The organism is Acanthopleuribacter pedis, assembly GCF_017377855.1.
Classification (GTDB): Bacteria; Acidobacteriota; Holophagae; order Acanthopleuribacterales; family Acanthopleuribacteraceae; genus Acanthopleuribacter; species Acanthopleuribacter pedis.
Genome location: NZ_JAFREP010000056.1, coordinates 21868 through 36169, shown reverse-complemented (window position 1 = coordinate 36169; position 14302 = coordinate 21868). Strand labels below are relative to the sequence as shown.

Genomic DNA, 14302 nt, shown 5'->3' with positions numbered 1-14302 from the left:
CGAAATCGTCGGCGACCCGGCCACTGACGGTGACGGCGGCACGGTTGACGTAGGCGTCGCCGACGGGATCGGTCAGGGTCAAACGGGGCGGGGACCGATCGCGAACCACATCAAAGCTTTGCTGGGTCACGCCGTGCTCGGGATGGCGCGCGGTGAGAAAGAACCCGTTGACGCCGGCGCGAAGGGTGAGCGGGTGTGAGAAGGCGCCGTCGGGGTTGAGGGTGATGGTATCGGTGCCAAGGGTTAAGCTGCTGTCGGCGGGGGTGACGGTACCGGCGAGGATGAGGGCTTCGTCTTGGGTAAAGGCGGGCAGGGGTTGGCGTTCGATGGTCGGCGGGGATTGCGCAAAAACAGAAAAACAGAGAGCAAGCCAAACAAACAAGGACCGCAACATAAAGACACCTTCATTAAATAATGGAACGCCGCCTGGGCTGACACCTAAGAAGCGCTGACGCGGTGATTTTAGCTAAACCTCTGGGCTGCAACGGTCTGTGAAAATGCTCACCACACCCAATGGGTGCGGTCGGGCGTGACCCCGGTCCGCTTTTTCCAAACCATTTCGCTCCAAATCTTTAGCCAAAATCCCTCACTCTTATCGCGGTTCTTAGGTGACAGTCTGCAAACGAACGCTTGTGATGACCTATGTGACAATGCTTAAAAAAGCACAGTATACCAAAGTTACCAATCAAGCGAATGCGCCGCCCTAAACGTGCGATTGAAAACCAACGCGCACGCTGAAGGATAATCCGGTGATTAAAGGTGTGATTATTTTGAAAAAACAGGTGTTGACGGCATCCACAAAATCCGAAGCTTCGTTGCAACAACGAATACGACACCAAAGCGGCATCCGACCAGGGTCGCTTTCTTGAATCAAAGCGACGGCTCTATCCGCGTCGGGAAGCGGTAACCGAGGGAGACCCGCCCCGGCCGCATCCTAAACATCCAAAAATCGTGAGAAATAAAGAAGGTAAAGCCAAGCCCGGCAAAGCACACAAGCCAATCTCCAAGCGATCCCAAAAAAGGGAAAGGGCGCGAAAGGAACCGCCGGGGGAGAGGTTCCTTCCGCGCCCTATGGGAAGGTACGATCAACTTGTCATCGGAAAAAAGGAGCTGACCGGGGTGAGCTATGAGGGGGTCACCCCGGATCAGCCAGGAAGGTACGATCAAATGAAAGGCAGACGTTGTGCTCGGTTATAGGCTGCCAAATAGAATAAGCAGTTTGGTCCACGGGGGTAGCGCTTCAGAAGAGGTGTGGACGGGGGCCGGTCTGTCATCCTGCCGATCCCCATCCGCCCAGTCTGGTTGGTTAAGCGTGGGTGGTTTCGAATTGCTCGGCTTCGGTGCTGCCGGCCAAGGCGGTGGTGGAGCTTTGACCACCGGAAATCGCTTGGGCGACGGAATCGAAGTAGCCGGTACCGACTTCGCGTTGGTGTTTGGTCGCGGTGTAACCGTTGACCTCGTTCGCGAATTCAGCCTGCTGCAGTTCGGAGTAAGCGGCCATGCCGCGATCTTTATACTGGCGCGCCAGTTCGAACATGCTGTGGTTGAGGCTGTGGAAACCGGCGAGGGTAACGAACTGGAACTTGTAACCCATGGCGCCTAATTCCCGTTGGAACTTGGCGATGGTGGGTTTGTCGAGGTTGGCTTCCCAGTTGAAAGAAGGCGAGCAGTTGTAGGCCAATTTTTTGCCGGGGTACTTGGCTTGGATCGCCTCGGCGAACTTGCGGGCGTCTTCCAGGCAAGGCGTGGAGGTTTCGCACCAGATAAGGTCGGCGTAAGGGGCGTAAGCCAGGCCGCGGGCGATGGCTTGATCCAAGCCGCCTTTGATGCGGTGGAAGCCTTCGACGGTGCGCTCACCGGTCATGAATTCGTGGTCGGTGGGGTCGATGTCGGAGGTCATCAAGTAGGCGCTGAAGGCGTCGGTACGGGCAACCAACAGGGTGGGAACACCCATGACGTCGGCGGCGAGGCGCGCGGCGGTCAACGTGCGGACGAAGTGGGCGGTGGGGATCAAAACTTTGCCGCCGAGGTGACCGCATTTCTTTTCAGAGGAGAGTTGGTCTTCAAAGTGAACACCGGCGGCGCCTGCTTCGATCATGCCTTTCATAAGTTCGAAGGCGTTGAGGTTGCCACCGAAACCGGCCTCGGCGTCGGCAACGATGGGGGCGAACCAATCGATGTCGGTGTCGCCTTCGCCGAAATGAATTTGGTCGGCGCGTTGCAGCGTTTGGTTGATGCGTTTGACTACGTGGGGCACGCTGTTGGCGGGGTACAAACTTTGGTCGGGGTACATTTGACCGGAGAGGTTGGCGTCGGCGGCAACCTGCCAGCCACTCAGATAGATGGCTTTCAAACCGGCTTTAACCTGTTGCATCGCTTGGTTGCCGGTGAGGGCGCCCAGGGCGTTTACGAAGGGCTCTTCGTTGATGAGGTTCCAGAGTTTTTTGGCGCCACGCTCTGCCAAGGTGTATTGAATGCGGATCGAACCGCGCAGTTTCAAAACATCTTCAGCACTGTAGGGGCGGGAAATGCCCTGCCAGCGTTCTTCTTCGGCCCACTGTTTACGAAGTTCTTCTGCTTGTTGCTGAAACTGAGTCATGATGATCTCCCAAAAAATTAAGAAAGGCGTTACCGCCAAAGGTAAAGGTTGTAGCATCTCCACGGGGGTGAAGGTGCGGCGTTATCCGGGAGCGTCGGGACGGACCAAAGTGGTGGTCCGTCCCGACGCGTTAGAGGTGAAGTTAGCCGGCTAAATCACTGGCCATACTTAAGAAAGGTTGGAAGTCTTTCGCGGTGAACAGTTCGACGGCGGTGGCATATGCCTGTTGCCAACTGTCGCGGTTCGCCGCGGCGCCCAGCTCGTCGTAGATGCGGGCGAGTTCTTCGTCAAAAATTTTGCCGATGAGTTCGGTGGTCACCGGGGTGCCGCAATCGAGGCTGACGCCGTGGTGGAGCCATTGCCAGGTTTGGGCACGTGAAATCTCCAGGGTTGCTAGATCTTCCATGAGGTTGTCCCAGGCGATACAGCCGATGTCGCGTTGCCAACCTTCGAGGTAGGCAATCCCGACGCGGGCGTTGGTGCGCAGGCCTTCCAGCGTGCGGGGGCCGCCGCTTTGGGGCAGCAGATCGGGGTACTTGTCGCCCTCGGGCATGACGTCGAGTTGGTTGTCCACGGTGAAGGCGCTCATGGCGGTACCGATGAAGTAGGGGTGCGATACCCAGCAGCCGTCATGACCCGCGTCAAATTCCCACTGTTTGTCCGCGGCAACTTTTTCGGTTTGTTTTTGACGCAGTTCGGCGTCGCGACCGGGTGTGAACGCGGCCATGCCGCCCAGGGCCGAGGCGCCGCGTTGGTGGCAAATTTGGATCAACCGTTTGGCGTAGTTGTTCATCCAAGGGCGGTTCATGCCGATGGAGGCGCGGTCGGCCATGACGCGGTCCTTGTGGAACTTAAGCGTTTTGATATCGGAAAAAATCTTGTCCCAGCGGCCGACGTTCAAACCGGCGGCGTGGTCGCGCAATTCGTAAAGAATTTCTTCGATTTGGAAGGCGGCGGGCAGGGTTTCGATGAGGAAGGTGGCGCGCAGGGTGCTCAGCGGCAGGTCGAGGGCGGCTTCAAGTTTGGTAAAGATGTCGTTCCACCAGCGTGCTTCTAAGTAATGTTCCACCTTAGGAACGTAGAACTTAGGCGTCTTGCCCCGTTTGATTAATTCTTTGGCGCCGTGGAACCAGCACAACACCAGGTCGAGCAGGCCGCCGGAAACCGGCTTGCCGTCGATCAACAGGTTGCTTTCGTCGAGGTGCAAGCCGCGAACGCGAACCATGACCAGGGCCATGTCGTCGGCGTCGAGTTGGTAGACCTTCTCGGGCCGGTCGGCGCGGGCCGGATCAACGTGGCGCAAATCGCCCTTGGCGGCGCCGAGGAAGTTGTGAACCCCGTCGACGACGTTGGTCCAGCTGGGCTTCATGCTGTCCTCAAAGTCGAGCATGGCGCAGTCGGCGCGGAAGCCGTCGCTGTTGCGGGACAACATGTTGATAACCATTTTGGTGGAGTTCACCGGGCCGGTGATTTCCACGCGGCGTTTTTGTAAATCTTTAGGAAGGGGCGCGACGCGCCAATCGCCTCGGACGGCTTCACTTTGGCGATCCAGATATTGGGGAACCTCGCCGGCGTCAAAACGCGCCTGGCGGTCCAAACGGGTTGCCAGCAAGGTTTGGCGGGAAGGTTCAAACTCGCGAGACAAGGTGGCGAGGAGCGCGACGGCCTCGGGGGTGAGCAGGGCCTTGGCGTCTTCGGTGAGCGCGGCGCTGTGAATAAGGACACCCTCGGAGAGCTGTTGAAAAGCCGGATCGGTCTGGGTCGCATCAATGACGTTGGTGGTCAAAAAGGCCTCCTCTGGGGATGGTAACTCGTGCTTGCCGCGATGTGGCGAGCGGTTGAGTTGTATCTTAATTTTGCGAATGTTGCGTGTCAAGCGAATATTCGCTAGAAAAATAAAAATCGCTGGCGATACACGAGGAGCCCTGAAGCGATGAGGAGATAAGCTTAATTAATATAGTGGTTAAGGTGTTAATGATGCGGTGATGAAGGCTCGGCGAATTTCTGTTTATGCCGTCGCCGGCTGCATTTGGGTGGTGAAATGTTCGAGAAATTCGCTTAGCGAATATTCGTTTTTGATCGATATTCGCTATTAGCTGCGGTGCAAAAAAACTTTTTTCGTGCCTTGTCGGCGGTGAAAACCCTGTTTCACCTCGCTGCTACAGGATTGAGTGTGATGTATAAGTGACTTTTAATAAGCTGGTTAAGTTGTTTTGGGGCGGCCGTGACGCGGTGTGGCGTAAGCTGTCACACCCGTTCCGGGCCCACATCATGCCGCACCCTTTTTCGCAAGAACCCTGCACCTTATCCCTTTGTTCGGTTAGAATACAGCCGAGCGGACAACCGGCTCTCCCGATGCGGCGACCGGTTTGGATGATGCTTTTTTGTCATGCGGCACCGTGTTTCGCCGCGCCTCGCGGCCTACTCCATCAGCCCTCGAGGTCTTTTTTTCGAGCGCCTGGCTTAAACCTAAAGTTAGCGATTCTTGGCGGCACACTCGCGCAACCTGCTGGGCTGCAACGTGCAGCAAAAATGCTCAACGTACTTTCCCAGTACGCCTGCACTTTTTTCAACACCTTTCGCTCCAGCATCTTGCACGATTGCATCCACCCGAATCGCACACTTTAGGTTAAATCTTTTCGCAAACCGCTCAACCGTACCTAGTCCCAGGGGGCCGAAAACACATGGATAACGATTTAATTCGACTCATTCTCGGCATGAAAGTGCGTCGCCTGCGTCAACAGGCCCATTTTTCATTGCAAGATCTCGCCAAAAAGACCGGCATGTCGGCTTCCTATTTAAATGAGATCGAAAAAGGCAAAAAATACCCCAAGGCCGAGAAGATCATGTCGCTGGCCGATGCGCTTTCGGTGGGTTACGACGATTTGGTTTCCCTCCGCCTCGAGGAAGATCTCGGTAACCTCACCCCGGTGCTCAATTCGCCCCTGATTCAGAAGTTCCCTTTTAAACTGTTTGGCATTTCGGCCCAAGACCTCATCCAATTGATGGCGCGCGTTCCCCGTGAAATGGGCATTTTGGCCAAGGTCCTCGAGGACATGGGCCACAACTACGACATGCGGGTTGAACACTTCTTCCACACGGCGCTGCGCTCCTTCCAAATCATCAACCACAACTTCTTTGCCGATATCGAAAAAACGGCGGATCGTTTTCGCAAGACCCGCGGTTGGGAAGCCGATCGCATTGTCGGTTTTGATGAGTTGCTGCCCGTTTTGAAAGAAGAATTTGGGGTCACCATCAATCTGGACTGTTTGGCCGACCACCCGACCCTCAGCCACATGCGTTCGGTGCTCACCGAGGACAACCAGCTCCTGCTACACCATGCCCTTTCTCAGCCACGCCAAGCCTTTGCGATTGGGCGAGAGATTGGGTACCGCTTGCTGAAAGCCGAGGAACGGGCCTACAGTTCGCCGCCCCTTGAGGTCGGCACCTTCGAAGAGGTGTTTAACAACTTCAAAGCCTCCTACTTCGCCAGCGCCATCTTGCTGCCGCGCGAACGCTTGTTCCGCGATTTGAAGAGTTTCTTCAAGCTCAGTTTTTGGGACGCCGAGGCGTTCCGCAACCTGATGGCGGGGTACAAGGTTACGCCGGAAACCTTTTTCTACCGGCTCAGCCAGTTGGTGCCCCATTACTTCCGTTCCAAAAGGGTTCACTTTTTGAAGTTTGAACGGGGCGCGGGCGAGAGTCGCGCTAAGTTGGTCAAACAATTGAACATGTCCAATGTTCACATTCCCCACGGGATCGGACTTAAAGAGCAGTTTTGCCGCCGCTGGTTGTCGCTGTATGTGATTGACGAACTGGAGGCCGAACCCGAAAAAGACATGGTGATCGGGGTGCAGCGATCGCGGTTTATCGAACACGACAGCGAGTTTTTCTGTATTTCGGTCGCGTTCCGCGGCATGTTGGATCCCAACCATTATTCCAGCCTGACACTCGGTTTTCAGGTGGATGCGGCGCTCCGTAAAACCGTGCGCTTTTTGCCTGATCCCAAGGTGCCCCATCGCGAGTTGGGTCAAACCTGCGAGCGCTGTCCGCTGACGGCGGAGCACTGTCAGGAACGGGTCACCGAGCCGACCTTGTACCTTGAGAAGAAACGGCGCGCCGAGCAACTCAGCGCGCTGAAGCAATTGCGGGCCGGTGTATCCACCGCGGCCACGACCCGTTAGGGTGTCCGGTTAACCAGCGGCGCTACTTCCTTCAGGATTTGTTCCGGCAAAGGTCGAACACGGTAGTTTTCGGAGATATCGGACCAGAGAATGCGGCCGGTGCGGTCGATAAGGATGCGCGCCGGGCGTGCGATATCGCTGCCGTCCATGGGGTTGCCGCCTTCGTGACGCAAGCCGAGCGCGGTGGCCATGGTTGCCCCGGGATCGGTGAGCAGGGGATAGGTCAGGTTGAGGCGGCGCTGGGTTTTTTGTGATTGGGTCGGGTCGTCGACCGAAATCGCCGCGGGCGAAATCCCCAGTTCCTCGAAATCATTTTGTGCGGTTTGAAGCTGGACCAGCTCCCGTTTGCAGTAGGTTCACCAATGGCCGCGGTAGAAAATGATCAGCGCGTGGCGATTGGTGCCGAACACATCGTCGAGCTGGACCTCAACGCCCGAGCCTTGCAAAGGGATCGCCATGGTTTGCGGCGGGATGGTTTGGTCGACGGCGACTTGGATTGGCGGGGCGCCGTAGGAGGACCAGACGAAGATCCAGGCGTAAAACAGCCCGGAGACACCGACCGCGATCAGGTTGGCGACAGCCTTGGGCCAACGGAAGCGGCCTTTAAAATCGGCAAACATCAAACCGATACCGGCCAGGCTGATCAGGACGTGGATGATCGGGTAGCGCTGAAACACGCCCAGACGTGAAACGAGCAGGAAGTACCCGATCATGGATAAAAAAACCAGGATGAAACCAAGGATGGTCTTCACGTCATGTTGCTCCGCGTGTTTTCTTGCTAAAGACTTTACCCGCGAATGGTTGGGAAGTAAAGTGATCACAAAAGGGTTATCGGGATGATTGCAGAATCCCGGTGTGCGCGTTGCCCAAGTCCATGCTCGACCAAACCTCGCCCTTTCTCGATGCGCCGTTGACGGTACCGGCGCGAAAAAACACATCCGGTGGGGTTTGCTGAAAACGCGACGACCTTATTAATGATTGGAGCATTCGGCATGAACCGAGTTTGTTGGTCCTTCTTTTTGTTGATGACGTTTTTGATTCCGCTTGGTGCGCAAGCCCCACAAACGATTTTTACCAACGGCCGTTTCTACACGGTCAACCCCAAACAGCCGTGGGCCGAGGCGGTGGCCGTGCGCGACGGGCGTATTACCGCGGTGGGTAAGGCTGCCGAGGTGATGGCGGCCAAAGGCGAAAAAACGCGGGTTGTCGATCTGGGTGGGCAGTTTGTGATGCCGGGTTTTGTAGAGGGCCATGCCCACCTGCGTGGTTTGGGCGAATCCCAGCTTAATTTAAAGCTTAACGAGGCGCGGAACTGGGACGAAATTGTTGCGATGGTCGCCAAGGCCGCGGCCGAGGCACCGGCGGGGCAGTGGATCATCGGTCGCGGCTGGCACCAGGAAAAATGGGACAAACAACCGGCACAAACCGAACGGGGTTTCCCGACCCACGATCTGTTGAGCAAGGCGGCACCCAATCATCCGGTTTGGCTGGATCACGCCAGCGGCCACGCGGGGATTGCCAACGCCAAAGCGATGGAACTCGCCGGGGTAACCGACAAAACCGCGGACCCCGAGGGCGGGGAAATTTTGCATGACGGTGCCGGTAAGGTGACGGGCGTGTTTAATGAAACCGCGGCCGGTTTGATTGTGGCGGCCTACCAAAAACACCTCGATGCCTTGACGCCGGAGGCGCGCGCCAAGCGTTTGCGCCGCGCCCTGCGTTTGGCGATGATGGAGTGTTTGTCCAAAGGCATTACCTCCTTTCAGGATGCCGGTGTGGATTGGGAAACGCTTGACCAGTTGCGCAGTTTTGCGGATGAAAGCAAGCTGGGCCTGCGTTTGTGGTTGATGGCTTTGGGTTCCCCGGCTGATTTGCGTAAGCGCCTGCCGGCCTACAAAGACTTGCGCCAAGCCGGTGGCGGGTTCCTTACCCTCGGTGGGATCAAAGCTTATTCAGACGGCGCCCTCGGTAGTCGCGGCGCCTGGCTGCTCAAACCCTACAGCGATGATCCCACGACCAGCGGCCACAATGTGACCGACCTGGATGTGCTGGCCGAAATTGCCGATGTCGCCCTGGAACACAAACTCCAATTGTGTGTTCACGCGATCGGCGACCGCGGCAACCGCGAGGTCTTGGATCTGTTCGCGCGCAAACTCAAGGGCCGCGATTTGCGTTGGCGGATCGAACACGCGCAGCATCTGAATCCCCAAGACATCCCCCGTTTCGCCGAGCTCAAAATCATCGCCAGCATGCAGGGTGTTCACTGCACCTCGGATGCGCCGTTCGTGGTCAAACGTTTGGGTGAGCAGCGCGCCCGCGAAGGTGCTTACGTATGGCGTTCCCTGTGGCAGTCCGGTGCGGTGGTAAGTAATGGTACGGATGCGCCGGTAGAGGATGTTTCGCCCCTAGCGAGCTTGCAAAGTACGGTGACCCGTTTGACCCGCGCCGGCGAAACCTTTTTCCCCGAGCAGGTGCTCAGGCGTGAGCAGGCGATTCAGTCCTACACGCTGAACGCGGCGTTTGCGGCCTTTGAGGATCAGGACAAAGGCAGCTTGGAAGTGGGGAAATTCGCCGACATGGTGGTGCTGGATCAAGATCTGACCAAGGTACCCGGCGAAAAAATCGGTGCGACCCGCGTCTTGAAAACCATTGTCGCCGGGATGACCCGTTACCGGGCCCCTTAACCTGTTGTTCACAATCGCCCGCCCCGTTTTTTGTTCGGGGCGGGCCTGGGTGAATGTGATTGATGCTACGACGCTGATTTGATGCGGTAAACCGCGTGGAAGTCGTGCGGCAAAACGGTTGGAACACGCGGGTTACCTGGTTGATTCAGCCTTTTTTTCGAGGTGGGAATACCCCTGCTGCTGTTGTTAAAGGGGGTTTGCGATTCGCGTTAAACACGCTATATTCGTCTCACTTGGGGTGGAAGCGGTTGCTTTCGTTTTATATCAAAAAGACCGAAACGCGGATTGAACCCGCCTTGGATGTGATGTCGGTTGGTTGCGTAACGGGGTCGCTTCGCGTCGGTGTGTCACAGTTGCGTCGCCGCGCGTGGTTGCCCGGGTTCTAAATGGCGGTTTGGGGGAAGGTCGTGGGAAAGCCATGGCCCGACGGTTTTGGGTTGGCCGTTCCCCGGGGCTTGATGGAGGCAGTTCTGAGCAAAAAGCTTTGGAAGGAAACAGACCGGGAGCTGATCAAGCGATGCCTGGACGGTGACCAGCCTGCCTGGGACGCCCTGATTCACCGTTACAAGCGGCTGGTGTACCATTTCCCCAACGGGGCCCGACTGAACCCCGAGGATTGCGACGAGGTATTCCAAGAAACTTTTGTGGCGATTTACAAGCAATTGGAAAAGTTGCTGGAAGTTGACGACCTCAGCCGTTGGATCGCCACGGTGGCACAGCGCATCACTTGGCGCGCCGCAAATAAAAGACGCAACCAAAATGATTACGAGGTTCCGCAAGAATACGACGTTGCCGATCCCGACGAAATCACGCCCAAGTGCCTTGAAATCAAACTGCAGCAGTCGATCGTGCGCCAGAGCCTCGGTTTGCTGAACACCCGTTGCCGTAAATTACTGTACCTGTTGTTTTACGAGCACGATTCAAGCGATTACCACAAGATCTCGGAGCAGGCGGGTATTCCACACGGCTCGATTGGTCCGACGCGCAAACGTTGCCTGCTCAAGTTCAAGGAATTGTTGAAAAAACGTGGTATCCACGAAAAAAATGTATCTGAATGGCTGTAAGCGATACTTTATGGTTAGTCAGGACGACGCCAAGCGAGAACCCAATTCACGATCCGTTGCCAAACACGTCACGATGAAACCATCGACGCTGCTGTTGGAACCTTGATGCCGACAGAACAAGCGTAGGGCGGCACACAGCAAAGCCGCCGTGGATCCGCCGTATTGTTGGGAAAACCGCACCTTTGATGAACCACAACGTCCGGGAGGCCTTTCGGCATGTCACAAGACACTTTTTACCAACACCTTGTTCAGCTTACCGCGCTCGACGCCAGCGTCGTCGTCCCGGAAGCGACCGTGAATGCCGCACAGGCGATTTTTGAGCCCAAGGCCAAACCTTCGTTCGCCAATCTTTTTGTGTTGCGCCCGCTGCAACAAGCGCTTGTCCGTGACGCCGGGATTAAGAAATGGTTCTACGACCTGCCCAACGGTTTTTACCTTTCCCTGGAGCAAACAACCGATAAAAGCGGCATCCACCTGCACGGATTCATCAATGGGATTGATGAATCCGAGGTGTTTTTGTATGGTACTGAGAGCGTCGGTCGTACACGCATTGAGAATGGTGTCTTTGACTTCGTCAGTCTCGAATCGGGCGAGTACTCGCTGTCATTTTGGCAAGGTGAGGAACGTTATTGGGTCAACAAACTTTATCTGAAGGAGTGGAACTAGACGCCACCACCCTTGCCCGGCGTGTGCTTGCCGGGCGCATTGCTTTTGTTGACCTTGAAGAACGCTTTATCAGCCTGCTTAGTCAGGACATTAACAAGGTAAAACCGCTGGCGCAGATGTTGGAGCGCCATCACGGTCAGTTACCGCCCCATCACGAGGCCAAGGCGCTTTGGCTCATCGCGCGTTATACCGAGGTTTGTTCACAGCATCGTTTGACGATTCGCTGGGCGCGTGCCGCCAAAACCCGTTTTGAACACCTCGGCCTCGGCCACAACGTGCACCAATGTTTGCGCTTGTTGGGGTCCGCCTACCATTTTCTGGGGAACTACGAAAAGGCGGTTGAATCCTTTGAAGCCATTCTGGCCGAGGACGGAATTGCCAACTTGGAACGGTTGAAAGTCACCAGTAATTTGGGGGTGATGGAGTACCGGCGCCATAACTACGGGCCCGCTTTGCGTTATTTTTCCCAAGCCGGCGAGATTCTAAAGCAAGAGCCGCAACCCCGGCTGGAAGCCATTCTGCGCCACAATATGGCCAACACCCAAGTTTGTATCAATGCGTTTTCCGAGGCCGAGAGCAATTACCAGACCGCGCGTACCTTGTTTCAGGAGCAGGGCCTTACTTTGTACGAGGCCATGGTGCTGCAGGCATTTGGCAACCTGTACACCATCCTGGGTCAGTTTTACATGGCCGAGCAGCGTTTGATCGAGGCGCGCGAGGGGTATGCCCGTGCCGGTGATGATTTCGGCGCCGCGCTCTGCGATTTCGATTTGTACCGCATGTTCATCCTGCTCAACCGTTTTGACGAGGCGCTGGATCAAGTGGAAGAACTGGTCTTGGGTTTCAAACGTCTGGGTCGCGTGATGGAGCAGGGCCAGGTCTGTTACCACGCCATCGAAGCCGCGTTGGCGCTGGGTGAAGAAGAACTGGCCGGCGAATACCTCGACCGCGCCATGCGTCTGTTTCGGCGCGAAAAAAATACCCATTATTTGGCCCGTTGCGATCTGTACCGCGCCCGTTTGGCGGCACGGCGCAACCGCGGCAAGCGCGCGCTGTTTTATTTGGACCGTGCCGTACAAGCATTTGTTGCCACCGGTCATAAAGAACTGGAACTCATTGGGTTGCTCGATGCGGTGCGGTACCGAAAAGGGCGTGCGACCGCTGCTGAAATCACACGCCTGAAAAACCTAATCAAGGTGCCGCTCAGTCCGCGGGTGCGTACCGAGGCCTTGCTGGTGATCAGTCAGGATTGGTACGACAAACGCCAATTCAAACGTTCCTGTGATTTGTTGTTTGAGGCGATTGGTACCATCGAGGCGGAGCGCGCCAGTATTGCGGTTTCCAGTCAGCGGAAAAGTTTTTTTAACGACAAAGCCGAAATTTACGGGTTATTGATTGAGCGTTTGTACCAGTGGGGTCATGCCGAGGCCAAACGCTGGATGTTCCGGGTTATTGAGTTGAGTCGCAGTCGGTTAATGACAGAGAAAATGTCGCGTGAGGGGCGCGCCGCCGGTGTGCTCAACCGCGACGAACCGCTGCTCCTGGAAATGGACCGCGAGCACAACCGGCTTAACCAGTTGAACCGGAAGCTGCAAGGTTTGTTGACCCAGGACCAAACCTCGGCACTTGAAATGAAAGCATTGCAGGAATCGAAGCAGGAAGTCCGCCGCCGCATAAATTTGCTGCGCGGACGGATGCGCGATTCGGCACGATTGGGTTTGTATTTCCCGATTGATTTGGATGTGGGCGAAATTCAGAAGTTGATGCCCGAGGGGCACTTGCTGGTGTGTTTCTTCCTTGGCCAATCCGGTTTGTACCGTTTAACGCTTGGTAAACAAACACTGCATACCCGCTTGTTGCCATGTGATAAGCGATTTTTGCGGGAAATCAACCAGTTACAGGCGACGGCGTCCATGATTCATCCGGCGCCGAACCGCCTGATGCGTTTGATCGAGTTGTCGGATCGGCTGAGTGAGGTTTTGGTGCCGCCCCAAGTGGCCTCGTGCCGACACGTGACCTATGTATTCCACCGTGAACTTCATCGTTTTCCCGCCGCCTTGCTTCGTTTCCGCGGTCGTTTCCTTCTCGAAACAAACACCCTGAACCAGTGCCAAAACCTGTCGATGTATTATTTCGCGCTCAAGCGTGCGTCGCGCCCGCGCCACCGCCCGTTGTTCTATTTTTCCGACGATGCGGCCGATCCACGTGCGCCGGAACGGGGCATTCTGGGTGAGCTCTACCCGGGGGCCGTGTGTCCTGATCGTTGGCGCGCCGAGGATGTTCAAGAAGCTTGGCCGAACGCGGATGTGATTCACTTTGCCGGTCACTGCGCCTTTAACCGCCACCATCCCGACGAGTCTTATTTGCTGTTGGGGGGCGCCAAGGTATTCCTGCGTGATCTGGCGCAGCTTCGCTTGGCGCAACCTTTTATTAATTTGGCCTCGTGTCGCAGCGGCGCGGTGGTGGTTGCCGAGGGCAATGAACCCCGTGGTTTTGTGATTTCATTATTTGCCGCCGGCGCGGGGCAAGTACTTGCTTCTCAGTGGGATATCAACGATGAGAAAACCGGTGATTGGATGGCGCATTTTTACCGTGAATTGCCGAACGGTGCCGCTCGCGCCTACCAAGCGGCTTGTCTTGCGATGATGAAACAGGAGCCCGATCCCCATTATTGGGCCGGGTTCTGCTTGTTGGGCCGGCCCTGCTCTCATGGCGATATTTCTTGATAGGACTTTTCTAGGTTTTGTTGTTGGTTTTGGTGGTGGGTTCGCGTTCGAGCTTGGGTCTTTTTAGGATTTCTTAGGATATCAGGATAGATAGAAGAGGCGCCGCGGATGGCTGGGTCCACCTGGATCATGGTCTTCTAACGGGTCGATCCGGCAAAGATCTCATCCGTGCGCATCCTAAGTGAGTTCGGATCAACGAAGTGACGGCATTATCCGCATGCGCGATCCCTCACGAAAGGGAAAGGGTGCTCCTCGCCATCCTGAAAAAATCCCGGCTTCCTGAGAAAAAACGAATACAAAGCGATGCCCATCGGCGCCCATAAAAGCCACAACCAGAAGAGCCCGACCGCGCATAAGGCCTGTCGGTCGGGCTTGATGG

9 protein-coding genes and 1 pseudogene are annotated in these 14302 nt (G+C 56.2%); 5 read left to right on the top strand and 5 right to left on the bottom strand.

Features of this window, described 5'->3' with window-relative positions; translation table 11 throughout:
* The 3 genes from J3U88_RS32875 to J3U88_RS32865 form a co-directional block, all read right to left on the bottom strand.
* Nucleotides 1-394 (bottom strand): hypothetical protein (locus J3U88_RS32875; RefSeq protein ID WP_207863439.1); only part of this gene is annotated, 394 nt, incomplete at its 3' end.
* Between the two features lie 912 nt (nucleotides 395-1306).
* Nucleotides 1307-2599 carry an isocitrate lyase gene (gene aceA / locus J3U88_RS32870; RefSeq protein WP_243436282.1) on the bottom strand — a complete coding sequence of 431 codons (1293 nt, stop codon included), beginning with the start codon at nucleotides 2597-2599 and terminating at the stop codon, nucleotides 1307-1309.
* Nucleotides 2600-2741: 142 nt separating this feature from the next.
* On the bottom strand, nucleotides 2742-4385 hold the full coding sequence (locus J3U88_RS32865; RefSeq protein WP_207863437.1) for a malate synthase: 1644 nt from the start codon (nucleotides 4383-4385) through the stop codon (nucleotides 2742-2744).
* 898 nt (nucleotides 4386-5283) lie between these two features.
* On the opposite strand from J3U88_RS32865, the gene J3U88_RS32860 reads away from it, so the two are divergent.
* A complete protein-coding gene (locus tag J3U88_RS32860) occupies nucleotides 5284-6783 on the top strand; it encodes a helix-turn-helix transcriptional regulator (protein WP_207863435.1) in 1500 nt (499 codons plus the stop codon).
* Here the strand turns inward: J3U88_RS32860 and J3U88_RS32855 are convergent.
* Nucleotides 6780-7124: pseudogene (locus tag J3U88_RS32855) on the bottom strand (peroxiredoxin family protein); the annotation flags it as partial. The gene J3U88_RS32860 and the pseudogene J3U88_RS32855 sit on opposite strands and share 4 nt — an antisense overlap.
* A 15-nt stretch (nucleotides 7125-7139) precedes the next feature.
* Nucleotides 7140-7535 carry a hypothetical protein gene (locus J3U88_RS32850; protein WP_207863433.1) on the bottom strand — a complete coding sequence of 132 codons (396 nt, stop codon included), beginning with the start codon at nucleotides 7533-7535 and terminating at the stop codon, nucleotides 7140-7142.
* Nucleotides 7536-7775: 240 nt separating this feature from the next.
* Between J3U88_RS32850 and J3U88_RS32845 the strand changes: the two genes are divergently transcribed.
* The 4 genes from J3U88_RS32845 to J3U88_RS32830 all read left to right on the top strand — a co-directional run bounded on the left by J3U88_RS32845 (nucleotide 7776) and on the right by J3U88_RS32830 (nucleotide 13923).
* A complete protein-coding gene (locus J3U88_RS32845) occupies nucleotides 7776-9467 on the top strand; it encodes an amidohydrolase (RefSeq protein WP_207863431.1) in 1692 nt (563 codons plus the stop codon).
* Between the two features lie 407 nt (nucleotides 9468-9874).
* Complete coding sequence (locus tag J3U88_RS32840; protein ID WP_207863429.1) at nucleotides 9875-10531, top strand: sigma-70 family RNA polymerase sigma factor; 657 nt, start codon at nucleotides 9875-9877, stop codon at nucleotides 10529-10531.
* Nucleotides 10532-10747: 216 nt separating this feature from the next.
* On the top strand, nucleotides 10748-11197 hold the full coding sequence (locus J3U88_RS32835) for a hypothetical protein (protein WP_207863427.1): 450 nt from the start codon (nucleotides 10748-10750) through the stop codon (nucleotides 11195-11197).
* Nucleotides 11161-13923 carry a CHAT domain-containing protein gene (locus J3U88_RS32830; RefSeq protein ID WP_207863425.1) on the top strand — a complete coding sequence of 921 codons (2763 nt, stop codon included), beginning with the start codon at nucleotides 11161-11163 and terminating at the stop codon, nucleotides 13921-13923. The genes J3U88_RS32835 and J3U88_RS32830 overlap by 37 nt, the downstream gene beginning before the upstream one ends.
* Nucleotides 13924-14302 lie beyond the last annotated feature (379 nt).